Below are 21,947 nucleotides of genomic sequence, written 5' to 3' on the forward strand. Positions count from 1 at the left end.
ATCTGCCGTATTATCGCACAAATCAGCGCGATAAATTCTGTTAAAATGCGCGTTTTCTATTTTGGATTCGCGTTATGTTTAATCACGTCGCCCCCGATATTTTGCCTCGCGCCCAAGCGGTTAAGCTGTTGATTATGGACGTAGATGGCGTGCTAACCACGGGTCAGCTGTTCATTGCCAGCACAGGCGAAATCATCAAACCGTTTAACACATTGGACGGACACGGCATCAAAATGTTGCAAAAAACAGGCGTGCAAACCGCAATTATTACCGCGCGAAATGACCCTGCCGTTGCCGCACGCGCCCAATCGTTGGGAATTAGTCACTATTTGTGTGGCATTGACGACAAACGCATGGCATACGAACAACTGCGCGACCAGCTAGGCTTATCTGCCAAACAATGCGCGATGGTGGGCGATGATGTGATTGATTTACCCGTGATGGTGCGTTGTGGCTTGCCGATTGCCGTTGCCAACGCACACATTTTTGTGCAACAACGCGCCGCCTACACCACGCAAAAATACGGTGGCATGGGCGCAATCCGCGAATGCACCGATTTGATTATGCACGCGCAAAACACTTTGCAGGCTGCTTTGAACGAGTACACGCAATGAGCCGATTTCGCAGTTTGATTTTTCCCCTTTCGCTGGCATTGATTTTGGGCGGCATCAGTTCGTGGCTAGACCAAATCAGCCAAATCAGCGAAGAAGTGGTGCAACTCAATCCAAAAGAGCCACAATATTTGGGGCTAAACGTAGAAGCCAAGCGTTTTGATGCAACAGGCAGCCTGCACGAAAAACTGGCATCGCCGCGTATGTGGCAACTGCCCGACCAAGAAAACGTGTATATCCAGCAACCGCATTTGCAACTGTTTGAGCAAAACGCGCTGCAATACGAAGTCCGCAGCCAAAATGCGCGATACGAGTTAAACAGCAAAACCGTATTTTTGGATACCGATGTCCAGCTAGACAAAACCGCCGATGCCGAGCGTCCTGCCGCGCAAGTGAACACTTCGCATTTGACGGTAAATACCGTAACCCAAATCGCCCAAACCGATGCGCCAATTCAATATCAATACGGACAATCCACAGGCAGTTCGGTTGGCATGACTTATGACCATAAAAATGGGCAACTGAATTTGCCCGCCAAAGTGAAAGCCTTAATCTATGCAAATCAACCTTAAAACCGCTGTTTTAGCGGCGATTTTAGCCACAAGCAGCCTGCACGTTCACGCTTTGGACAGCGACCGCAAACAACCGATTGCGATTGAAGCCGACCAAGGCTCGCTAGACCAAAAAAACCAAGTAACCGTGTTTTCGGGCAACGTGCTGGTAACGCAAGGCAGCCTGCACATGAAAGCGCAAAATGCGCGTGTCAGCCAAGATAAAAACGGCAATCAAACCATGGTGGCAACAGGTAATCCTGTGTATTTTCGCCAACAGCTAGAAGGCAATAAAGGCATTGCCGAAGGCTGGGGCAGCCGTGCTGAATACGATTCAGCGCGAAACTTGGTCAAACTGATTGGTAATGCCAAAGTGCAGCGCGGTGGCGATATGGCACAAGGCGAAGCGATTAGTTACAATACTCAAACCGAAATTTACACCGTATTGGGTGGCAACGCAGTAGGCAACAAAAAAGGACGCCGCGTTACCGTGATTATTCAGCCGAGCCAAAAACAGTAAAAAAGCAGCCTGCACTTTTCTCCTGTCCGTCATTCCTGCGTAGGCAGGAATCTAACGCAATAGTTAGGTAACACATAATTAACCCTGACAACTGAATAAGTTAGATAGATTCCCACCTGTGCGAGAATGATGACATCGGTTTTAGCCTGCACTTTTTGTAACAAAAGATTCACTATGACTTCTCATCTACACGTCAAAGGTTTACAAAAAACCTTCAAAAAACGCCAAGTGGTTAAAGACTTCTCGCTAGACATTGCCAGCGGAGAAGTCATCGGACTGCTTGGGCCAAACGGCGCAGGCAAAACCACCAGTTTTTACATGGTTGTGGGACTGATTGCAGCCGACAGCGGCACGATTTCACTAGACGGCAAAGAACTGCGCCACAGTCCAATCCACCAACGCGCCCAAGCAGGCATTGGCTACTTGCCACAAGAGCCGTCCATTTTCCGCAAAATGACGGTGGAAGAAAACATTCGCGCCATTTTAGAAATCCGCCTGCGCGACAAACATCAAATCGAACAACAACTAAACAAATTGCTTGCCGATTTGAACATTGAACGCCTGCGCCACAGCCCTGCCCCTGCGCTATCGGGTGGCGAACGCCGCCGCGTAGAAATTGCGCGAGTGCTTGCCATGCAGCCGCGTTTTATTTTGTTGGACGAACCATTTGCAGGCGTGGACCCCATCGCCGTGATAGACATTCAAAAAATCATTGAATTTTTAAAACAACGCGGCATTGGCGTGTTGATTACCGACCACAACGTGCGCGAAACGCTGCGAATTTGCGACCGCGCCTATATTATTAGCGATGGCACGGTGCTGGCATCGGGCAAACCAGACGATTTAGTCAATAACGAGCAAGTTCGCCAAGTGTATTTGGGCGAAAATTTTGATTATTAACCAAAATAAACCTTAAAAAAGCAGCCTGCACTTTAATAGTGAATTAAATTTAGATTAGTACAGCGTTGCCAACTCCCTTATGTACTAGATGTACACGGCGGTCGTTGTCGCCTTGTCCTAATCTAAATTTAATCCACTATATTTACCCCATTCCATAAACTATGACTAGCACGAAGTTTCAACTCAAACTCAAACAAACCCTGCAGCTTAACCAAGCCATGCAGCAATCCTTGCGCGTATTGCAAATGTCGGGCTTGGAGGTTGAGCGCGAGGTAGAAGATTGGTTGGCAGACAATCCCTTGCTAGAACGCCGCGAATCGGAAGACTGGGGTAAAGAACCACACTATACCGCCAATATTTCGTCCAAACGCCACATTAGCTTGGACGATGACGACAGCAGCGCATGGGAAAATTTGGTAGAAGAAGAAACGCTCAATGCCTATTTGCACAAACAAGTGAGCGAACACCCCTTATCGCCCGAAGAAGCCGCGCGTGTTCACGTTTTGATTGATTTTTTGGACGACAAAGGCTACCTAACCGAAAGCATCGAAGAAATCATCGACCACACACCGCTCGAATGGATGCTAGACGAAGACGACATGGAACTGGCGTTAGAACAACTACGCGAATTCGACCCGCCTGGCATCGCTACCACTAATTTGCAACAATCGCTGCTGCATCAATTAGATAGATTGCCCTTATCGGCAGAACGCCGTTGCGCTGCGCACATTGTCGTGCATTATTTGGACAACATCAGCCAAAACACGCCACGCAACATCAATAAATTAAGCAAACTCATGCCCGACACGCCCAAATCGACCATCGAAGACGCGTTGGAAATGATAAGCAGCCTGCGCCCCTATCCTGCATACGGCTTTGCCATCGACGAACCCACCGCCTATGTGCGCCCCGATGTGTTTATCGAAAGCCATCGCGGCGAATGGGTTGTGGTTTGCAATGACGATGCCATTCCGCAAATCCAAATCAACCCAGAATTATCCGAAGCCTTGCAGGAAATCGAAAACGATGCCGTGTGGCGCGAAAAAATGGTTCATGCCAAACAAAAGATAGATATGCTGCAACAACGCAAAAGCACGATTATGCGCGTTGCCGAATACATTGTTGAACGACAACAAGATTTTTTCACTTTTGGCGAAATTGGGCTTGTGCCAATGTTGATTAAAGATTGCGCTTCTGCGCTAGAATTAGCAGAATCTACCATTTCTCGCGCCGTGAACAGCAAATATTTAGCTTGCCCACAAGGCTTATTTGCGTTACGCTATTTCTTCAGTCAGAACGCCATTGGCAGCAATCAGGGCGAAGACGGCATCAGCGGCAATGCGATTCGTTCACTCATCGCGCAAATTGTGGACAACGAAGACAAAACCAAGCCGTTGAGCGACACCGATTTGCACCAACTACTGCAACAACAAGGCATTACAATCGCACGGCGCACGGTGGCAAAATACCGCGAACAACTGGGCATTCCCACCGTGCAGCAACGCCGACAAGTTTGATTTTTCTGCTGTTTGCATTGTGCAGGCAGCTTTCACCCCCGCAACAAGGAGTTGTATCATGAACTTGAAAATCACTGGTTTGCATTTAGACGTAACCGAAGCGATGAAAACGCGCATCACCGAAAAATTGCAGCGCATCAACCGCCACAGCGACAATATTTTGTCGGTTGCAGTTACCTTGTCGGTAGAAAAAGTCAAACACAAAGCTGCCGCACAAGTTCATTTGGCTGGCAAAGATTTGCACGTTGAAGCAGTGGAAGAAGATATGTATGCCGCGATTGATGTGCTGGTGGATAAGCTAGACCGCGCTATCTTGCAACACAAAGAAAAAGCCAATGCGGTGCGTTAAACCGTAGTCAAACATAACAAAGCAGCCTGCACTTTTTGTTAAACAGAAAGTGCAGGCTGCTTTTCGTATATGACAGTTAAATTTATAATTTATAGTGAATTAAATTTAGATTAGTACAGCGTTGCCAACTCCCTTATATACTAGCTGTACACGGCGGTCGTTGTCGCCTTGTCCTAATCTAAATTTAATCCACTATAATTCCAACTCAATGTAACGAAAGCACCCAAATGGCAAAATCCAACATTACCTACAAATTAGAATCTGACATCAACGATTTCGTCAAAGCAGAATTTAGTCGCCTAAATCTGCAAAAACATCAAGATTACAACGAAGAATCCGCCATGTCGGATTATCTCAAAGAAGCCCTAAAAGGCTCTGCCAAAACCCAAAACAAAACCAATTTTGGCAAACCCGATTTTCACGTTGAAAAATACGCAATTAAAGGCAAGAAAATCCCCATTATTATTGAAAACAAATTAGGCTTGAAAAAACTGGCAAGCCAAACCAAAGACGGCTTGAAATTTGATGATAAGCATTGCCAATTTTGCCGTAAATGGCGCGTTGTATTACGCGCAAAATATGATTGGTAGCGAAAAATATCACGAAGTTATCGCTATTGGCATTGCTGGCGACAATCCCGAAAACATCGCTATTTCCGTTTACTATGTGTTCGGGCAGTCTGAAAAAGCGCACAAGCATTTAGAAAATGTCAAAACTTTGGATTTTTTGGAAAATCAAACCAGTTTTGAAGAATTTTACAAAAACGCGGTATTGAGCGAAGAAGAAAAACATCAAATCCTGATTCGCAGCCAAGCCGAATTGCAAGCCTACGCCAAAAAATTGAACAAACTCATGCACAACCACAACATTACCGCGCCACAGCGCGTATTGTATGTATCGGGAATGCTGCTTGCCATGCAAGACATTCACGACCAAAACGGCAAAAAATTAGGCGAAGGCTTAACGCCCCATGATTTAAAAGGCTCGCAACTGGCACAAAAGCGCGACGGCATTTTAATTACCGACCAAATCAACGAATTTTTACAACATCGCGGCATTAAAGCAGAAAAACACAAACTCATGCTGGCTTCATTTAGCGAAATTTCCAAAGACGCACAACGCGATGAACCCACAGAAAACGACAAAGAAATCGCCCATTTGCTAGACAGCGACAGCAGCACCAATAAACAAGTTTTCACATTTATTTATGAAAACATCTTCAAATCCATTGACGGTTTTGGCGGACACATTGACATCATGGGCGAAATGTATTCCGAATTTTTGAAATACGCATTGGGCGACGGCAAAGAAATCGGCATCGTTTTAACACCGCCCTACGTTACCAAAATGATGGCGCAAATGCTCAACATCAAAGCCAATAACAAAGTAATGGATTTGGCGACAGGTTCAGCAGGTTTCTTAATTTCCGCCATGGAATTGATGATTCAAGATGCCGAAAACCAATTCGCCAAAGGCTCAACGGCTGCCGAAAATTTAATCAGCGACATCAAATAAAACCGCTTATTAGGCGTGGAATTGAATGCCGAAATGTACACACTCGCCGCCACCAACATGATTTTGCGCGGAGACGGTTCAAGTCGCATTGAAAAAGGCAGCGCGTTCAATCGCCCTGAATCATTGTTTAGCGAATTTCAGGCAGACCGCTTGTTGCTCAATCCGCCCTTTTCTTACGAAGAAAACGGTATGCCGTTTATCAAATACGGTTTGAGCAAAATGCAAAAAGACGGCTTGGGCGCAATCATCATTCAAGACAGCGCAGGCAGCGGCAAAGCCGTGATGTCCAACCAAGAAATTTTAAAATCGCATACCCTACTCGCTTCTATCAAAATGCCAACCGATTTATTTCAGCCAATGGCAGGCGTACAAACCAGCATTTACATTTTCAAAGCTGGCACACCGCACGATGTAGAACAACCTGTTAAATTTATTGACTTTTCCAACGACGGCTACAAACGCACCGAACGCGGCTTGCGCGAATTGGACAACCCCGAACAACGCTATGCCGACATTGTGAAAATCTACAAGGCAGGCAAAAACGCCAAAGTGTCTGCCGAATTGTGGAACTTGGACAATGTGTATGTGGAAGATTTCATCACGCTAGGCGGCGCGGACTGGAATTTCTCGCAACACAAAAAAATTGATGCCAAACCCACGATTGCCGATTTCAAAAAAACCGTTGCCGATTATTTGACCTGGGAAGTGTCGCAAATTCTCGCGCAGCAAGGCGATGATTTGGGAAAGTAGAAAGCCACTTGCAGGAAATGGAAAACGCATTTTTGGCAAGTGGCGGAGAATTTGTGTTTAAAAAAGTCGGTTCATTATTTGACATCAATCCAACCAAAAATTACGGATTAACCAATGATGATTTATTCCGAGAAAAAGGCACAACACCTGTTGTCGTCAATTCCAGTATCAATAATGGCATTGGTGGATATGTGGCACGAAAACCCACAGAAACAGGCAATATGATTACATTTAGCGATACCACAACTTCGGACAGCATTTTTTATCAGCCAAATGATTTTATCGGCTATTCACACGTTCAAGGCATGAAACCAAAAAATCACCATGAGCAATGGAATAAACACACTTTGCATTATTTTGTGGCGATTTTTCGAGCAGCAACCAAAGGATTATTTAATTATGGCAACAAATTTAATCGCGAAAATGCACGAGAAATTGAAGTTTGCCTGCCTGAAAAAAATGGTGAAATCGCCTTTGATTACATGGAACGCTTTGTTCAGCAACTGCGCGCTTTTTTGAAATTGTCAAATCTTACCGATGTAAACTTGAGTAAAGACGAAGAAAACGCATTGGCGCAGCTTTCAGGCAGCCTGAATTGGAAAGAATTTAGATTAGACGATTTATTTAATATTGCAACAGGTAGAGACGTTATTATTGGAAATACGATTTCAGGTTCAATTCCATTGATTAGTCACCAACATGAAAATAATGGTATTTCAAAATATATCCATCCGTTACCAGATAGACGGTTATTTAATCATGAAACCACACTTTCATTAGCTGACCGTGGTGTGTTTAAGGCTTCAACTCAAAATCAACATTTTCACATTGGTACACGAGTAAAAGCATTAACATTTAAAAACGGTAAACACAGCCAAAATGTGCGATTGTTTGTGGTTACTGCAATCAATAAATTACAAATTTTATTTACTGCATATTCTGAAAATGCAACAAATAAATTACCTGATTTAATGATTATGCTGCCTGAAAAAGACGGCACACCCGATTGGGAATTCATGGCATTGATTGGACGTGCGATTGAAAAATGCGTGATTGCCGATGTTGTCGCATTCAACGAGCGCGAAATGGCAGCGTATGAGCAAGTGATTTAAATAAACTGACAGTCTTAATCCAGGCATAACAAAGCAGCCTGCATTTTTTGTTAAACAGAAAATGCAGGCTGCTTTTTTGTTTACCGATTCTTCTCGCCCCATTGTTCGCGCAGTTGGCTGGCTTGGGCAATGTAATCATGCAAGGCGGTGGCGTTTTCTTGTTGCAAGCAGCCTGCAAGATGCGCGAGCTGTTGTTGCTGGGCGGCAATAAGTTGCAGCAGGCTGTTTTTGTTTGCCAACATAATGTCTTTCCACATTTCGGGGCTGCTGCCTGCAATGCGCGTGAAATCACGAAAACCGCTGCCTGCAAAATCTAGATAATGTGCGCCTTTTGGGTTGTCCAACATTTGATGCACATAGCTAAACGCCAACAAATGCGGAAAATGCGACACGGCGGCAAAAATTTCATCGTGTTGTTGCGCCGACATTTGATAGGTGTTCGCGCCCACGCTTTGCCACAGTTGTTCTACCAAGTGCAGGCTGCTTTGGTCTTGCGTATCGTGCGGACACAAAATCAGTTTTTTGTTTTGATACAAGCCAAACTGTGCTGCCAATGCGCCACTTCGGTCAGAGCCTGCAATCGGGTGAGCGGCAACACAACGCGGTAAATGTTGTGGTAAATATTGCTCAAATGCGCTCAATGCCGATTGCTTGGTGCTGCCGACATCGCTCACAATCGTGTGTGGGCGCAACAAGGGTGCAAGCTGGCGGCAAATATGCGGCAGGCTTGCCACTGGGGTTGCAATCAACACCAAATCGGCATCTGCCACCGCTTCGGCGCAAAGGGTGGTGTAGGCGCGGTCAATCACGCGGCGTTCTTGGGCGCGGACTAGGTTTTCGCTATCCAAATCTATGCCAACCACGTTTTTAACGCGCTGCTGGCGTTTTAAATCCAACACAAAAGAGCCGCCAATTAAGCCTACGCCAATCAGCGTGATTTGTTGCAATGGCTGGGAAAGGTGGTTCATTTTGCCTACTCGCTTTCTGGCTGTTCCAACACATCGGGCAACACCAGCGCACCCAAATCGGTTAAAGGCGGCAAATCGGTTAAGCTGTTTAATTGTAAATCGCTCAAAAACGCATCGGTGGTTGCCCATAGCGCAGGTTTGCCAATGCTGTCGCGCTGTCCAATCACTTCAATCCAGCCGCGTTCTTGCAGCGTTTGGATAATGTTTTGCGACACGGCAACACCGCGTATGGCTTCAATATCGCCGCGCGTAACAGGTTGTTGGTAGGCAATAATCGCCAGCGTTTCCATCACGGCGCGAGAATAACGCGGCGCACGTTGTTCGTGCAGGCTGCCTAGCGGTTCAAATGCTTCGTTTGCCAACTGAAAACGCCAGCCCTGCGCGGTACACACCAGTTGCAAGGCACGGTTTTGCCAACGCATTTTTAAGTCTGCCAACACGTCTATCAATTTGTCTTGTGAAATAGGTGGCTGGCACAAATCGCACATTTGGCGTTCGGTTAAAGGTTCGGTTTGCAGCAACAATGCCGCTTCAATCAGCGATTCTGCCGATAAGTTTTGTGGATTATTCATAGCAGCCTGCACTTTTACGCTTCACTACCGCCCACCGTCAAACCTGCATCAATCCGCAAAGTCGGCTGCCCCACGCCCACAGGCACACTTTGACCGTCTTTGCCACACACGCCCACGCCTGTGTCCAACGCGCTGTCATTGCCAATCATCGAAACGTGTTTCAACACTTCCGAACCACTCCCGATAATCGTTGCGCCCTTGACTGGATATTGCAATTTACCATTTTCCACCCACCAAGCCTCGCTCGCGCTAAACACAAATTTACCGCTCGTAATGTCCACCTGACCGCCACCAAAATTCACCGCATAAATCCCTTTATCCATGCTTTCAATGATTTCCTGTGGGTCATGCGTACCACTTTCCATAAATGTATTTGTCATGCGCGGCATCACCACAGACGAATAACTCTCGCGGCGACCATTGCCCGTAACGTCCACGCCCATTAAACGCGCATTCGTTTCGTCCTGCATATAGCCCGTTAAAATGCCGTCCTCAATCAACACCGTGCGGCGCGTTTCGTTGCCCTCATCGTCAATATTCAGGCTGCCGCGTCTGTCGGGAATGTCGCCTTGGTCAATCACGGTAACGCCTTTCGCCGCCACGCGCTCGCCAATTTTGCCTGTGAATACACTGGTTTGCTTGCGATTGAAATCACCTTCCAAACCATGCCCCACCGCTTCATGCAACAACACACCAGGCCAGCCATTACCCAAAACCACCGTCATCGCCCCAGCAGGCGCAGGACGCGATTCCAAATTGATTAAGGCTTGCTGAACCGCCTTGTTTACATATTCCCTAATTTTCGCGTCATCAAAATATGTCAAATCAAAACGACCGCCGCCGCCTGCGCTGCCTTGTTCGCGGCGTTCGCCCTGTTTCGCAATCACAGTAACGCTCAAACGCACCAACGGACGAATATCCGCCGCGTGTTTGCCGTCCAAACGCGCGATGTAAATCATATCGTGTTCGCAAGTCAAACCAGCCATAACCTGCACAATGCGCGGGTCAGCCGCTTTCGCCAGTTGCTCAACCTTTTGAAGTAACGCCACTTTTTCAGGCGATTGCAACGTGATAATCGGATTGGCGCAAGCGTGAACTGCCTTGCCGTAAACAGGCGTTGGCACACGCACAGGCGCAATATTGCCAGCCGCGCCAATCACTTTTACAGTTTGCGCGGCGCGTTGGATTGCGTCCGCCGTCAAACTATCGGCATAGGCAAACGCCGTTTTTTCGCCCAACACGGCACGCACGCCCACGCCTTGGTCAATCTGAAAACTGCCCGATTTAACCATGCCTTCGTCTAAATGCCAGCTTTCAAATGCGGTGCGTTGGCAATAAATATCCGCATAATCAACGTGATGATTGCTGATAATGGCAAGTGATTTTGCCAATTCATCGGCAGATAATTGGTTGGCGTGAAGTAAATCTTGGGAAACGGTTTGAAATGTGTTTTGCATAGATAAATAAAGTGCAGGCTGCTTTGTGCCTAAAATCGTTAAAAATGGGTGGAATTATACGTTAGATTGACGAAATTCAATAAATAAGCGCGATAAATTTCCAGCAAAAGCGTACAATACAGCCATTTAAACGGAGCAAACCGTGAATTTGGCAAACAATTATGCCGCGACACAACAACGCTTGGTGCAGGCTGCTTTGGCAGCGCAACGCGACCCAAGCAGCCTGCAACTGATTGCGGTGAGCAAAACTTTTCCAACCGATGACATTCACGCCGTGTATGCCTTGGGGCAGCGCGATTTTGGCGAAAACTATATCCAAGAATGGTGGCAAAAAACTGAACAGCTTGCCGATTGTGGCGATTTGGTTTGGCATATAATTGGCAATGTTCAGTCCAACAAAAGCCGTTTGGTGGCGGAACGCGCTCACTGGTTGCACACGCTAGACAGCGTTAAACTGGCACGGCGATTGAGTACGCAACGTCCAGCGCAGTTGCCCGATTTGCAGGTGTGCATTGAAATCAACATCGCCAACGAAATCAACAAACACGGCATTGCGCCCGAACAAATGCTGGATTTGGCGCACGAAGTTATGGCGTTGCCCAAGCTGAAATTACGCGGTTTGATGTGTGTGGCGCAGGCAAATGTGGGCGATGATGTGCTGCAACAGCAATTTGGGCGCATGAACGATTTGCTGCAACAGCTCCGTCAAATTGCGCCCGATGCCGATACGCTATCTATGGGCATGAGTGGCGATTTAGAATGCGCGGTGGCGTGTGGCGCGACCATGGTGCGCGTAGGAACGGCGATTTTTGGTGGACGGAGTTACGCTCGCTGAATTTAAATCATACAAATAAAGCAGTAGGTTGGAGCGCACCCAACAGAAACAAAATGGTGCAGGCTGCTTTTTTCAGCCCAATTTGATTATCTCAACAAAACAAAGGAAAAAAGACATGACACAACTCTTTCAAACAGCGCAAAACTGGTTGGCACAAGACCCAGACGCGGAAACCCGTGCCGAACTGCAACAATTACTAGACCAAGCCCAAGCAGGCAACGCTGCCGCCGAGCAAGAACTTGCAGCACGTTTTGCCGACCGTTTGCAATTTGGCACAGCAGGTTTGCGTGGTCGCTTGCAAGCAGGCAGCATGGGCATGAACCGCGTGTTGGTAGCGCAAGCGGCAAAAGGTTTGGCGAACTATTTGCTGGCAAACGACAAAGAACCGTCTATTGTGATTGGCTATGACGGGCGCAAAAATTCCAAAATCTTTGCCGAAGACACAGCGCAAATCATGGCAGGCGCAGGCATTCAAACCTTGCTGTTGCCGCGCTTGTTACCGACCCCTGTGTTGGCATACGCGATTCGCCATTTCAACACCAGCGCAGGCGTCATGGTAACTGCCAGCCACAATCCGCCCGATGACAATGGCTACAAAGTGTATTTGGGCAAACAACATGGCGGCGGACAAATCGTGTCGCCAGCCGATACCGAAATCGCCCAACAAATTGATTTGGCAACACAAACACCGATTACCGAATACGCTCGCAGCAGCGATTATCAAATTCTGGGCGAAGAAGTGGTGCAACAATACATCGCCAAAACCGCCAAATTGGCAAGCACCACCGCTGGCGATTTGAATTATGTGTACACCGCCATGCACGGCGTGGGCAAAGAAACGCTGGTGCAAACCTTGCAAGCGGCTGGTTTTCCTTTGCCGCACATTGTGGCAGAACAAGCCGACCCCAACCCGACTTTCCACACCGTTGCCTTCCCCAATCCCGAAGAAAAAGGCGCATTGGATTTGGCGATTGCATTGGCACAGGCAAAAAACGCCGAGTTCATCATCGCCAACGACCCCGATGCCGACCGTTTTGCGGTGGCAACTCCCGATGCAGACGGCAACTGGAAATCACTGCACGGCAATGTAGTCGGCTGCTTACTCGGCTGGCACATCGCGCAACAAAATCAAGGCAAAACAGGCACATTGGCGTGTTCGTTGGTGTCGTCGCCTGCGCTGGCAAAAATCGCGCAAAAATACGGTTTGGCAAACGCCGAAACGCTCACGGGCTTTAAATACATTTCCAAAACACCAAATTTGATTTTTGGTTTTGAAGAAGCGTTGGGCTATTTGGTTGACCCCGATAAAGTGAAAGACAAAGACGGTATTTCGGCAGCGATTGTGTTCTTGGATTTGGTGCGCCAACTCAAAGCGCAGGGCAAAACGATTCAAGATTATATTGATGATTTTGCAGAAAAATTTGGCGCGTATGCCAGCAGCCAAGTGTCGTTGCGTATGCAAGATGTGGCAGACATTCCCAAATTGACCGATGCGTTCCGTCAAAATCCGCCTGCTCAAATTGGTGCGCACAAAGTGGTGCGATCCAAAGATTATATGCACGATGCCGAGCCGAACAATATTTTGGTGTACCATTTGGACAACGGCAGCCGCTTGATTGTGCGTCCGTCTGGCACAGAGCCAAAAGTGAAGCTGTATTTGGACGTGAATGGCAGCGACAATACCGATGCGGCGCGTGTGTTGGCGCAATTTGATGCCGATGTGCGTGAATTGCTCCGCAGCGACGCATTTGGCAATCAGAACTGCTAATTGAATCGGTAAAATATAGTGGATTAAATTTAGATTAGGACAAGGCGACAACGACCGCCGTGTACACCCAGTACATAAGGGAGTTGGCAACGCTGTACTAATCTAAATTTAATTCACTATAAAAAAGCAGCCTGCACTTTTGTAAACAACACTGCTTTGTTATTTCAACACAATTTACGCAGCGAATTTCTCACATTCGGCAATGCAAGCCAAGCAAGATTCGTAGCAGGCTTTGCATTCGGCGTGGTGTGATGCGTGTGCTTTGCAGGCTTCGGCACAAGCACGACACGCTTGCAACGCCACTTTTGCCAATGCTGGCACTAATGACGACTGCTGCGCCGCCAAATTAGACAACGCGCCACACAAGTTCAACATTTGGTTTACGTTGGTGGCACAATCTTTCATGCTGGTATCGCCTTGCGACAACAAGCGAATGCAGTGCGCCAAGCACACATTGCCTGCGGCATAGCAATAACCAGCCGCCAAGCGGATAGATTCATATGGATTGGTGCTTGCCGCAGCCGCGCCATGATGCGCGTGTCCTGCGTGGTTGTGGGCATCGTGCGCGGAAGCCATAGCAGCCATTGTAGATAAAGAAACGGCAGCGGTACTACCAATAAATTGACGGCGATTCATACTTGATTTTCCTTATGTTAAAAAATAGAAATGTCGCGTAAAACAAAATTAAACGCTGGACGGATTATAACCAATATTTTAAATGTTTGTTAAATTTTCCATATCCATAACCGCAGTTTAGATTATAGTGGATTAAATTTAGATTAGGACAAGGCGACAACGACCGCCGTGTGCACCTAGTACATAAAGGAGTTGGCAACGCTGTACTAATCTAAATTTAATTCACTATAACGATTGGCTAACACATAAAACACACTTCGCCTACCACTTTCCGATTTCTACAAAATGCCTTTTTCCAACAAATCGTTGATGTCGCGCAAGGATGTATCACGCGAACAATTTGCCATTGCCACCGATTTTCGGTTATTGCATCAGGCCATTCCTTTGCTTATTTACATGAAATCATGCAGCAAATATAGTGGTTTAAATTTAGATTAGGACAAGGCGACAACGACCGCCGTGTACACCTAGTACATAAGGGAGTTGGCAACGCCGTACTAATCTAAATTTAAATCACTATAATCGTGTTATTCGCTGCAAAAAATAAGGCAAATCCACGCCAAACCATGCACCTTGCCGTTTTCTGCTAAAATCACGCGTCAAAATCATTTATTTAGGAGACAAAAATGTCTATTGCCAACAACCGCAAGGCTTTTCACGATTACTTTATTGAAGAGCAAATTCAAGCAGGTTTGGTGCTAGAAGGCTGGGAAGTCAAAGCCATTCGCGCAGGACGCGTGCAGCTCAAAGAAAGCTATATCTACTGGAAAAAAAATGCGTTTTATTTGGTTAGCTGCCACATTACCGCCTTGCCGACCGCGTCCACACACATCAAACCCGACCCTGTTCGTGCGCGAAAACTGCTGCTCAATCAACGCGAAATCAACAAGTTAATTGAAAAAGTGGAACGTTCTGGCTACACGATTGTGCCGCTTAATCTGCATTTTCATCGTGGCAAAATCAAAATGGAAATTGGCGTGGCAAAAGGTAAAAAACTGCACGACAAACGCGAATCGTCCAAAGAAGCCGATTGGAAACGCGAAAAACAACGCTTGATGAAAAACGCACGATAAAGCAGCCTGCACATGAAAAACATCGCCATTATTGCCTTTGGCAGCAATTTGCAGCAGCCAGAACAGCAAATCAAACAAGCCATTGCCGCCGTTGCCGCCCTGCCCTGCGTGGCGTTGCTGCGCGTGTCGTCTTTGTATCGCACCGCGCCTGTGGGCTACCTTGACCAGCCCGATTTTATCAACGCGGTGGGTATGGTGCAGACTTCGCTTGCTGCGCCCGAACTGTTGGCGCAACTGCACGCGATTGAGCAGCAATTTGGACGCGAGCGCAGTTTTCGCAATGCCCCGCGTACTTTGGATTTGGATTTGATTGATTTTAATCACGAAAAATGGAACAGCGAACAGCTAACCTTGCCGCACCCACGCGCCCACGAACGCGGATTTGTGATGCTGCCACTTGCCGAAATCGCGCCCGATTTTGTGTTACACGACACGCAAACCGCGCAAGAATTAGCCGCACAATTACACGATAACAGCATGGTTCGGCTGCTGGAATCGGCGTAAACACGCAAAAAGCAGCCTGCACTTTCTATTACAAAAAAGTGCAGGCTGCTTTTTTTGTATAACAAAATATCACACGCCCTGTTTCAAACTCGCTTCAATAAAGCCATCCAAATCGCCATCCAACACCGCTTTGGTGTTGCCGACTTCGTAGCTGGTACGCAAATCTTTGATGCGCGATGAATCCAACACATACGAGCGAATTTGGCTGCCCCAACCCACATCGGATTTGCCCTCTTCCAAGGCTTGTTTTTCTTCATTGCGTTTACGCATTTCCAGTTCAAACAGTTTAGAGCGCAACATTTCCATCACAATGCGGCGATTTTCGTGCTGCGAACGGCTGCTTTGCGATTGCACCACAATCCCTGTTGGAATGTGCGTAATGCGAACCGCCGAATCGGTTTTGTTGATGTGCTGACCGCCTGCGCCCGATGCGCGATAAGTGTCGGTACGCAAATCGGCTGGGTTGATTTCCACTTCAAAGCTGTCGTCCACTTCTGGGTACACAAACACCGATGAGAACGATGTATGGCGTTTGTTGTTGGAATCAAACGGCGAATAGCGCACCAAGCGATGTACGCCTGTTTCGGTACGCAACAAGCCATAGGCGTATTCGCCCTCAATGCGGAGCGTGGCGTTGTTGATGCCTGCGATTTCGCCATCGTCTTGCTCAATCACTTCCACTTTGAAGCCTTTGCGCTCGGCGTAGCGCGTGTACATACGCAACAACATGCCTGCCCAGTCTTCGGCTTCTGTGCCGCCTGCGCCTGCGGTAATGTCAATAAAGCAGTTGTTCGGGTCGGCTGGCTGGTTGAACATGCGCTTGAATTCCAAGTCTGCCATTTGTTTTTCCAGTTCGGCAACATCGGCAATAATGGCGGCAAAACCGTCTGCATCGCCCTCTTCTACCACCATGTCAATCAATTCGCGGTTGTCGTCAATGCCGTTGGTAATTTTGTCCAACGTCAAAACCACGCCTTCTAACAATTTGCGCTCTTTGCCAATGTCTTGGGCGCGTTTGGGGTCGTTCCATAAATCGGGGTCTTCGGATAAGCCGACGACTTCTTCCAAACGGTCTTTTTTGCCTTGATAGTCCATATACACGCGAATGTCGTCATTGCGTTTGGCTAAATCGTTTAACTGGTTGTTTAATTGATTAATTTGTTCTTGTTCCATGATTCTATTCTCTGTGATACGGGTGATTGTGCAAAATGGATACGGCGCGATAGAGCTGCTCGGTGAGCAACACGCGCACCATGCCATGCGGCAAAGTCAGGCTGGATAGGCGCAACATCATTTTGGCTTTTTGTTTGAGCGTGTCGGTCATGCCGTCTGCGCCACCAATCACAAAGCAAACGTGTTCGCCGTCTTGCTGCCAGCGTTGCAGGCTGCTTGCTAATTCCACCGATGTCGGAGCTTTGCCGCGTTCGTCTAGCACCACCAAATAAGCGTTATCGGGCAAAGCTTCTAAAATACGTTTTTCTTCGGCTGCCATGCCTTGTGTGGCGTTTACGCCTGCGCCGCGTTTTTCGGGTTTGATTTCTTTGAGCGTGTAGGCAACGTCTCGTCCAAAGCGTTTGGCGTATTCGTTTACCGCTTCATCTACCCACCGCGGCATTTTTGTGCCTACTGCTAATACCGTGATATTCATCGTTATTCGTTTTCGCTACTGGATTCTTCATCAGCCAAATGGCGCATCATCAACATGGCAATGCGTTTAATCACAAACGGAATGCCAATAAAGTCTTCGTCCATGCAGGCGGTAAAAATTTCCAATGCTTGATGATAGTAGCGCAACGCTTGTTCCACATAACCGTGCACGGCGTGGTGTTCAGCAAAACCAATCAAAAATTCGGCATACAAAGGGTGCTGTTCGCCCACGCTTTGTTCGTAGATATGTTTGGCAAGGGCAAAGTGTTCTCGCGCCTTGTCGTGCAAACCTGATACGTCTTCGCAAATTGCCAACTGGGTAGCGACATAAGCCGTGTCGGGGTGCAGGCTGCCTGCGTGTTGCTGCGCGGTGGGCAAGGTGTGTTGCAAAACCGATAAGCCGTGCAGACGGTGTTCGCCACGCATATACCATTCCGCCACATAAGTGTATGCCATCGCCGTTTCGGCGTGATTCATGCCCAACAAACGCTCAAACATTGCCGCTGCTTTTTCTTGGTTGGACAAGCCTTGCTCTTGTTGATTTTTCAACTGCATTTGCGAATACGCTTGCCATTGAATCGTCCGCGCAATGTCCACATGGTCAGTTTGGGGGAAATAAGCTTCTTGATATTGCACCAGCACTTGCCAAAACGCTTGCACAGCTTCGTCAAATTTGGCTTGGCGATACAGCACTCGCGCTTGATAAAAATGCGCGGTTGCGATTTCGGGGTGCGGTGCAGGCAAATGTTGCCGAAAAATCTGCTCTGCCTGTTTGAGCAGGGGTTCTGCCGCCGCATATTCGCCCGACAATTCATGCCAAATGCCCAAATTGAGCAAGCAGCCTGCACATTCCACGCTGTTTTCGCCAAACGATGCGATGGCGTGTTTGTGCGTGTAGCGAATGGATTTCCGGGCTGCGGCTAAATCGTAGGCGTGCAACAATTCGCGCTCTTGCTGCAGCCGTTTGTTCAAAGTTTTGGCTAACATAATGGCGGTGCAAGTTTAGTTATCTGCTGCGTGCCAAGGTTTGGCTGCGCCTGCGTGGAATGACGGTTTTTCGCCGCCCCACAAGGCTTCAATGTCATAAAAATCGCGCACGGCTGGCAGCATAACGTGTACCACCAAATCATCTGCGTCCACCAACGCCCATTCGCCGCTGTCTTGACCTTCGCTGCTCAAAATTGTGAAGCCCGCTTCTTTCAAGTCCACCGCCACGTTGTTGGTGAGTGCTTTTACTTGGCGAGTGCTGTCGCCGCTGGCAATAATCATACGCGCAAACAAAGACGTTTTTTCGCTGGTATCCAGCACCACAATGTCTTTGGCTTTGATGTCTTCCAGCGCGTTTACGGCGATGTCCACCATTTTTTGTAGGTTTTGTAATTCTTGTTCGTTCATTTTATTTGTATTTCAAAAAGATTTTAAAGACGCGCATTATAGCGTATTTGGGCAATTCAAGCAGCCTGCACTTTGAATACAAACCAAGTGCAGGCTGCTTTCGGTGGATTTTTGGGATTAGCGCAGATTGTTGCGGTTCATATAATTCAAATTATAGTGAATTAAATTTAGAACCTGTATTCACTATATCTAAACCCTCAATGCCTGCTGCTTCAAATAAAGCACGCGCTTTGGCGTAATCTTGTTTTACACCCAAGCCTTACCGATACATATAGCCAAGACCGCTTTGTGCCGTGGGTGGATTATCCGCATATGCAGGCATTGCCAACATCATTGCCAGCAAGGGCGCAGCGAATTTCATCATTTTGTGTTTCATTTGATTGACCTTTCGTTGTGGTTCATAGCCTAGAATATGGTGTGAGAAATAGGTTCATCACACCGCCAATCAAGCCGCCGTGTTTGGGTTTTGATACAACTTCTGCTGCTGCACATAATCCGCCACCGTTTTGGGCAACCATGCCGACACATCTTGCTGTTGTGCCAACGCAGCGCGAATTTGCGTAGAGCTTATATCCAACATGGGCACGTTTAAAAAGTGCAGGCTGCCTGTTTGCAGCGCGTTGCCCACATAATCGTGCAGCGCATGGGGTAATTGCGTCAGCATTTGCCCTGCTCGTGCGGCAACGGCAATATTTACTTGGCGCACCAGCGTTTGCCAGTGTTTCCAAGTATGCAGCGTCATCAAGCTGTCCATGCCCATTAGCCACCACAATTCGGCTTGTGGATAGAATTGGCGGAAAATGTTTATGGTATCAATGGTATACGTTGCTCCTGCGCGATTTAAATCCACATCGCTAGCGGCAAAACGCGAATCCAGTTCGATGATGTATTGTGTCATTTGCCAACGATGTTCTGCGTCAATGTGCAGGCTGCTTTTGTGATAGGGGTTGCCTGCTGGCAAAAAAATCACATTGTCTAGCTGCAATTCATCGACAAAGGCTTGGGCGATGTGAACGTGTCCGTTGTGTGGCGGATTGAAACTGCCGCCAAATAAACCTAGTTTTTGCATGATTTTATTGATTTTGTTGACTAAAAAAAGCAGCCTGCACATTTGGTAAACAAAAAATGCAGGCTGCTTGGTGGTTATTTTTCTACAAACTGACCATACGCCATAATGCGGTCAAAACGGCGTGTGAGCAATCTGTCCATAGGCATATCGCGTGCTTCGCGTAGTTGTTCTTCTAGCGCTTGTTTCACGCGCTTCATCAGCTCGGCATAATCGCGATGTGCGCCGCCCAATGGTTCTTCAATCACTCTATCCACCAAATTCAGCTTGTGCAAACGATCTGCCGTAATGCCCAATGCTGCGGCGGCATCGGGTGCTTTTTCTGCTGTTTTCCACAAAATAGACGCGCAACCTTCGGGCGAAATCACAGAATAAGTGGAATATTGCAGCATATTAACGTAATCGCCCACCGCAATCGCCAATGCGCCGCCTGAACCGCCTTCGCCAATCACGGTGCAAATCACAGGCACACGCAATTTGGTCAATTCATACAAGTTTTTGCCAATGGCTTCGGACTGGTTGCGCTCTTCTGCGCCAATACCTGGGTATGCACCTGGTGTGTCCACAAACGTCAGCACGGGCAATTTGAATTTTTCTGCCAACTGCATTAAACGCAAGGCTTTGCGATAACCTTCTGGGCGTGGCATACCAAAATTACGGCGAATTTTTTCTTTGGTATCGCGCCCTTTTTGATGTCCAATCACCACCACGCTTTGACCGTTGAATCGCGCCAAACCGCCGACAATGGCATCGTCATCGGCAAAATGACGGTCGCCATGCAGCTCTTGGAAATCGGTGCAAAGCGCGTCAATGTAGTCCAATGTGTAGGGACGCTGTGGGTGGCGTGATACTTGCGACACTTGAGCGGGCGTGAGTTTGGCAAAAATAGATTTGGTTAAATCTGCGCTTTTCTTTTGCAGTTGGTTGATTTCTTTGGAAATATCCACCGCAGAATCGTCTTGCATTAAGCGCAATTCTTCAATTTTGTTGGTTAGCTCGGCAATCGGTTGCTCAAAGTCCAAGAAAATAGGTTTCATAAAACGAGTCTCGTATCTATATCAAACTGGTGTAGATTATACCGCTTTGTTGTTCATTTGGGCTATCTACTCTAAACTTATGTGCCGCTGCCCATTTTGAAGCAGCCTGCACGAAAAATGTTGCCCATGATACGCGATTTGCCCCCTTTTTGCACGATTTTGGTTAGAATAAGCGTTTTCCATTTGCAGGCAGCCTGCACACATTATTATGAATAATCAGCGCAAACAAAAACCCATTGGCGTGTTTGATTCGGGCGTAGGCGGCTTGACCGTGGTTCGCGCCCTAATGGAACGCCTGCCCAACGAAAACATTGTCTATTTTGGCGACACGGCGCGTGTGCCTTACGGCGTAAAATCGCGTAACACGATTGAAGAATTTACCACGCAAATCGTCGAATTTTTGCTGCAAAACGAAGTCAAAGCCCTTGTGATTGCGTGCAACACCATCGCCGCGGTTGCCTATAAAAAAGTCCAGCAAATGGCTGGCAATATACCCGTGTTGAGCGTGATTGAAGCAGGCGCACAAGCCGCACTTGCCACCACGCGCAACAACCACATTGGCGTGATTGCCACCAGCACCACCGTAAACAGCAATGCTTACGCTCGCGCCATTCACGCGCAAAATCCCGACACGCGCATTTTATCGCAAGCCACGCCGCTGCTCGTGCCGTTGGTAGAGGAAGGCTGGCTTGACCACGAAGTAACGCGCTTAACCATTCACGAATATTTAAAACCGCTTTTGGCAGACCAAATTGACACACTGATTTTGGGTTGCACACATTTTCCGCTACTCAAAGCCGCGATTAAGCACGAAGCACCGTATATTGAACTGGTGGACAGCTCCACCACCACCGCCGAAGCGACTGCACAGGCTTTGGCTGCTACCGATTTGCTCAACCCCAGCACCGCCATACCCGATTATCGCTTTTATGTATCCGATATTCCCCTGCGCTTTCAAACGATTGGCGAACGCTTTTTGGGGCGCAGTTTGGAACAGATTGAGATGATGCGATTGGGGTAACAAAGTAACTGTGCAGGTTTAAAATCACACAAAAAGCAGCCTGCACTTTTATCAACCAATATTTATCTATACGCCACCCTACTCCCTCTCCTGTGAGAGAGGACTGGGGAGAGGGTAAACCTTTCAGCAATAGCGAAAAGTTA

23 protein-coding genes and 1 pseudogene are annotated in these 21,947 nt (G+C 47.6%); 14 read left to right on the forward strand and 10 right to left on the reverse strand.

Annotated features, from left to right (window positions below; genetic code table 11):
- Nucleotides 1–74: 74 nt before the first annotated feature.
- The 9 genes and pseudogenes from BQ5809_RS04375 to BQ5809_RS04420 all read left to right on the forward strand — a co-directional run bounded on the left by BQ5809_RS04375 (nucleotide 75) and on the right by BQ5809_RS04420 (nucleotide 7,825).
- Nucleotides 75–614, forward strand: a complete 540-nt coding sequence (locus tag BQ5809_RS04375) for a KdsC family phosphatase (protein ID WP_003785441.1) — start codon at nucleotides 75–77, stop codon at nucleotides 612–614.
- Complete coding sequence (gene lptC, locus BQ5809_RS04380) at nucleotides 611–1,183, forward strand: LPS export ABC transporter periplasmic protein LptC (RefSeq protein WP_003785440.1); 573 nt, start codon at nucleotides 611–613, stop codon at nucleotides 1,181–1,183. The genes BQ5809_RS04375 and lptC overlap by 4 nt, the downstream gene beginning before the upstream one ends.
- The gene (gene lptA, locus BQ5809_RS04385; protein WP_003785439.1) at nucleotides 1,167–1,682 is read left to right on the forward strand and encodes a lipopolysaccharide transport periplasmic protein LptA; all 516 of its coding nucleotides are present in this window, start codon (nucleotides 1,167–1,169) and stop codon (nucleotides 1,680–1,682) included. Before lptC ends, lptA begins: the two co-directional genes overlap by 17 nt.
- A 174-nt stretch (nucleotides 1,683–1,856) precedes the next feature.
- On the forward strand, nucleotides 1,857–2,582 hold the full coding sequence (gene lptB / locus BQ5809_RS04390; RefSeq protein ID WP_003789424.1) for an LPS export ABC transporter ATP-binding protein: 726 nt from the start codon (nucleotides 1,857–1,859) through the stop codon (nucleotides 2,580–2,582).
- A 161-nt stretch (nucleotides 2,583–2,743) separates the two neighbouring features.
- Nucleotides 2,744–4,099, forward strand: a complete 1,356-nt coding sequence (rpoN, locus tag BQ5809_RS04395; protein ID WP_003785435.1) for an RNA polymerase factor sigma-54 — start codon at nucleotides 2,744–2,746, stop codon at nucleotides 4,097–4,099.
- A 58-nt stretch (nucleotides 4,100–4,157) separates the two neighbouring features.
- Entirely contained in the window at nucleotides 4,158–4,448 is a 291-nt protein-coding gene (gene hpf / locus BQ5809_RS04400) for a ribosome hibernation-promoting factor, HPF/YfiA family (protein ID WP_003785433.1), read from the forward strand.
- Between the two features lie 227 nt (nucleotides 4,449–4,675).
- Complete coding sequence (locus BQ5809_RS11090) at nucleotides 4,676–5,038, forward strand: hypothetical protein (protein ID WP_003785432.1); 363 nt, start codon at nucleotides 4,676–4,678, stop codon at nucleotides 5,036–5,038.
- 325 nt (nucleotides 5,039–5,363) lie between these two features.
- Nucleotides 5,364–6,713, forward strand: a pseudogene (locus tag BQ5809_RS11100) (HsdM family class I SAM-dependent methyltransferase).
- A 17-nt stretch (nucleotides 6,714–6,730) separates the two neighbouring features.
- Nucleotides 6,731–7,825, forward strand: a complete 1,095-nt coding sequence (locus BQ5809_RS04420; protein ID WP_003785424.1) for a restriction endonuclease subunit S — start codon at nucleotides 6,731–6,733, stop codon at nucleotides 7,823–7,825.
- 80 nt (nucleotides 7,826–7,905) lie between these two features.
- Here BQ5809_RS04420 and BQ5809_RS04425 read toward each other — a convergent pair whose 3' ends face one another.
- Genes BQ5809_RS04425 through tldD form a run of 3 tightly spaced genes read right to left on the reverse strand, consistent with a single transcriptional unit; the run spans nucleotide 7,906 to nucleotide 10,822 of the window.
- Nucleotides 7,906–8,793, reverse strand: coding sequence for a prephenate dehydrogenase (locus tag BQ5809_RS04425; protein WP_003785422.1), 888 nt, complete (start codon nucleotides 8,791–8,793; stop codon nucleotides 7,906–7,908).
- Between the two features lie 5 nt (nucleotides 8,794–8,798).
- Complete coding sequence (gene scpB / locus BQ5809_RS04430) at nucleotides 8,799–9,365, reverse strand: SMC-Scp complex subunit ScpB (protein ID WP_003785420.1); 567 nt, start codon at nucleotides 9,363–9,365, stop codon at nucleotides 8,799–8,801.
- A 14-nt stretch (nucleotides 9,366–9,379) separates the two neighbouring features.
- Nucleotides 9,380–10,822, reverse strand: coding sequence for a metalloprotease TldD (gene tldD / locus BQ5809_RS04435; RefSeq protein ID WP_003785418.1), 1,443 nt, complete (start codon nucleotides 10,820–10,822; stop codon nucleotides 9,380–9,382).
- A gap of 142 nt (nucleotides 10,823–10,964) precedes the next feature.
- On the opposite strand from tldD, the gene BQ5809_RS04440 reads away from it, so the two are divergent.
- Both BQ5809_RS04440 and BQ5809_RS04445 read left to right on the forward strand, forming a co-directional pair.
- Complete coding sequence (locus tag BQ5809_RS04440) at nucleotides 10,965–11,657, forward strand: YggS family pyridoxal phosphate-dependent enzyme (protein WP_003785416.1); 693 nt, start codon at nucleotides 10,965–10,967, stop codon at nucleotides 11,655–11,657.
- A 115-nt stretch (nucleotides 11,658–11,772) separates the two neighbouring features.
- The gene (locus BQ5809_RS04445; RefSeq protein ID WP_032827661.1) at nucleotides 11,773–13,425 is read left to right on the forward strand and encodes a phospho-sugar mutase; all 1,653 of its coding nucleotides are present in this window, start codon (nucleotides 11,773–11,775) and stop codon (nucleotides 13,423–13,425) included.
- Between the two features lie 174 nt (nucleotides 13,426–13,599).
- On the opposite strand, the gene BQ5809_RS04450 is transcribed toward BQ5809_RS04445, so the two are convergent.
- A complete protein-coding gene (locus BQ5809_RS04450) occupies nucleotides 13,600–14,061 on the reverse strand; it encodes a four-helix bundle copper-binding protein (protein WP_003785410.1) in 462 nt (153 codons plus the stop codon).
- Nucleotides 14,062–14,687: 626 nt separating this feature from the next.
- On the opposite strand from BQ5809_RS04450, the gene smpB reads away from it, so the two are divergent.
- Nucleotides 14,688–15,134, forward strand: a complete 447-nt coding sequence (smpB, locus tag BQ5809_RS04455) for an SsrA-binding protein SmpB (protein WP_003785407.1) — start codon at nucleotides 14,688–14,690, stop codon at nucleotides 15,132–15,134.
- A 12-nt stretch (nucleotides 15,135–15,146) separates the two neighbouring features.
- The gene (gene folK / locus BQ5809_RS04460) at nucleotides 15,147–15,638 is read left to right on the forward strand and encodes a 2-amino-4-hydroxy-6-hydroxymethyldihydropteridine diphosphokinase (protein WP_003785406.1); all 492 of its coding nucleotides are present in this window, start codon (nucleotides 15,147–15,149) and stop codon (nucleotides 15,636–15,638) included.
- Nucleotides 15,639–15,707: 69 nt separating this feature from the next.
- Here folK and prfB read toward each other — a convergent pair whose 3' ends face one another.
- The 6 genes from prfB to BQ5809_RS04490 all read right to left on the reverse strand — a co-directional run bounded on the left by prfB (nucleotide 15,708) and on the right by BQ5809_RS04490 (nucleotide 20,783).
- The gene (gene prfB, locus BQ5809_RS04465) at nucleotides 15,708–16,811 is read right to left on the reverse strand and encodes a peptide chain release factor 2 (RefSeq protein ID WP_003785405.1); all 1,104 of its coding nucleotides are present in this window, start codon (nucleotides 16,809–16,811) and stop codon (nucleotides 15,708–15,710) included.
- Between the two features lie 4 nt (nucleotides 16,812–16,815).
- Entirely contained in the window at nucleotides 16,816–17,286 is a 471-nt protein-coding gene (gene rlmH, locus BQ5809_RS04470; protein WP_003785404.1) for a 23S rRNA (pseudouridine(1915)-N(3))-methyltransferase RlmH, read from the reverse strand.
- Nucleotides 17,287–17,288: 2 nt separating this feature from the next.
- Nucleotides 17,289–18,272, reverse strand: a complete 984-nt coding sequence (locus BQ5809_RS04475; RefSeq protein WP_003785403.1) for a tetratricopeptide repeat protein — start codon at nucleotides 18,270–18,272, stop codon at nucleotides 17,289–17,291.
- Between the two features lie 15 nt (nucleotides 18,273–18,287).
- The gene (gene rsfS, locus BQ5809_RS04480) at nucleotides 18,288–18,680 is read right to left on the reverse strand and encodes a ribosome silencing factor (RefSeq protein WP_003785402.1); all 393 of its coding nucleotides are present in this window, start codon (nucleotides 18,678–18,680) and stop codon (nucleotides 18,288–18,290) included.
- A 445-nt stretch (nucleotides 18,681–19,125) separates the two neighbouring features.
- The gene (nadD, locus tag BQ5809_RS04485) at nucleotides 19,126–19,749 is read right to left on the reverse strand and encodes a nicotinate-nucleotide adenylyltransferase (RefSeq protein WP_032827660.1); all 624 of its coding nucleotides are present in this window, start codon (nucleotides 19,747–19,749) and stop codon (nucleotides 19,126–19,128) included.
- A 74-nt stretch (nucleotides 19,750–19,823) separates the two neighbouring features.
- A complete protein-coding gene (locus BQ5809_RS04490) occupies nucleotides 19,824–20,783 on the reverse strand; it encodes an acetyl-CoA carboxylase carboxyltransferase subunit alpha (RefSeq protein ID WP_003785398.1) in 960 nt (319 codons plus the stop codon).
- A 208-nt stretch (nucleotides 20,784–20,991) separates the two neighbouring features.
- On the opposite strand from BQ5809_RS04490, the gene murI reads away from it, so the two are divergent.
- Nucleotides 20,992–21,804, forward strand: coding sequence for a glutamate racemase (murI, locus tag BQ5809_RS04495; RefSeq protein ID WP_003785394.1), 813 nt, complete (start codon nucleotides 20,992–20,994; stop codon nucleotides 21,802–21,804).
- Nucleotides 21,805–21,947 lie beyond the last annotated feature (143 nt).

This window comes from Kingella kingae ATCC 23330 (genome assembly GCF_900111845.1).
Lineage (GTDB): Bacteria > Pseudomonadota > Gammaproteobacteria > Burkholderiales > Neisseriaceae > Kingella > Kingella kingae.

Coding starts and splice junctions, on each gene's coding strand:
- BQ5809_RS04445 (WP_032827661.1), top strand. CDS start 11,773: ATGACACAACTCTTTCAAACAGCGCAAAACTGGTTGGCACAAGACCCA.
- rpoN (WP_003785435.1), top strand. CDS start 2,744: ATGACTAGCACGAAGTTTCAACTCAAACTCAAACAAACCCTGCAGCTT.
- folK (WP_003785406.1), top strand. CDS start 15,147: ATGAAAAACATCGCCATTATTGCCTTTGGCAGCAATTTGCAGCAGCCA.
- BQ5809_RS04425 (WP_003785422.1), bottom strand. CDS start 8,793: ATGAACCACCTTTCCCAGCCATTGCAACAAATCACGCTGATTGGCGTA.
- scpB (WP_003785420.1), bottom strand. CDS start 9,365: ATGAATAATCCACAAAACTTATCGGCAGAATCGCTGATTGAAGCGGCA.
- tldD (WP_003785418.1), bottom strand. CDS start 10,822: ATGCAAAACACATTTCAAACCGTTTCCCAAGATTTACTTCACGCCAAC.
- rlmH (WP_003785404.1), bottom strand. CDS start 17,286: ATGAATATCACGGTATTAGCAGTAGGCACAAAAATGCCGCGGTGGGTA.
- prfB (WP_003785405.1), bottom strand. CDS start 16,811: ATGGAACAAGAACAAATTAATCAATTAAACAACCAGTTAAACGATTTA.
- lptB (WP_003789424.1), top strand. CDS start 1,857: ATGACTTCTCATCTACACGTCAAAGGTTTACAAAAAACCTTCAAAAAA.
- BQ5809_RS04475 (WP_003785403.1), bottom strand. CDS start 18,272: ATGTTAGCCAAAACTTTGAACAAACGGCTGCAGCAAGAGCGCGAATTG.
- rsfS (WP_003785402.1), bottom strand. CDS start 18,680: ATGAACGAACAAGAATTACAAAACCTACAAAAAATGGTGGACATCGCC.
- BQ5809_RS04490 (WP_003785398.1), bottom strand. CDS start 20,783: ATGAAACCTATTTTCTTGGACTTTGAGCAACCGATTGCCGAGCTAACC.
- BQ5809_RS04450 (WP_003785410.1), bottom strand. CDS start 14,061: ATGAATCGCCGTCAATTTATTGGTAGTACCGCTGCCGTTTCTTTATCT.
- BQ5809_RS04375 (WP_003785441.1), top strand. CDS start 75: ATGTTTAATCACGTCGCCCCCGATATTTTGCCTCGCGCCCAAGCGGTT.
- hpf (WP_003785433.1), top strand. CDS start 4,158: ATGAACTTGAAAATCACTGGTTTGCATTTAGACGTAACCGAAGCGATG.
- lptC (WP_003785440.1), top strand. CDS start 611: ATGAGCCGATTTCGCAGTTTGATTTTTCCCCTTTCGCTGGCATTGATT.
- BQ5809_RS11090 (WP_003785432.1), top strand. CDS start 4,676: ATGGCAAAATCCAACATTACCTACAAATTAGAATCTGACATCAACGAT.
- lptA (WP_003785439.1), top strand. CDS start 1,167: ATGCAAATCAACCTTAAAACCGCTGTTTTAGCGGCGATTTTAGCCACA.
- murI (WP_003785394.1), top strand. CDS start 20,992: ATGAATAATCAGCGCAAACAAAAACCCATTGGCGTGTTTGATTCGGGC.
- smpB (WP_003785407.1), top strand. CDS start 14,688: ATGTCTATTGCCAACAACCGCAAGGCTTTTCACGATTACTTTATTGAA.
- BQ5809_RS04420 (WP_003785424.1), top strand. CDS start 6,731: ATGGAAAACGCATTTTTGGCAAGTGGCGGAGAATTTGTGTTTAAAAAA.
- nadD (WP_032827660.1), bottom strand. CDS start 19,749: ATGCAAAAACTAGGTTTATTTGGCGGCAGTTTCAATCCGCCACACAAC.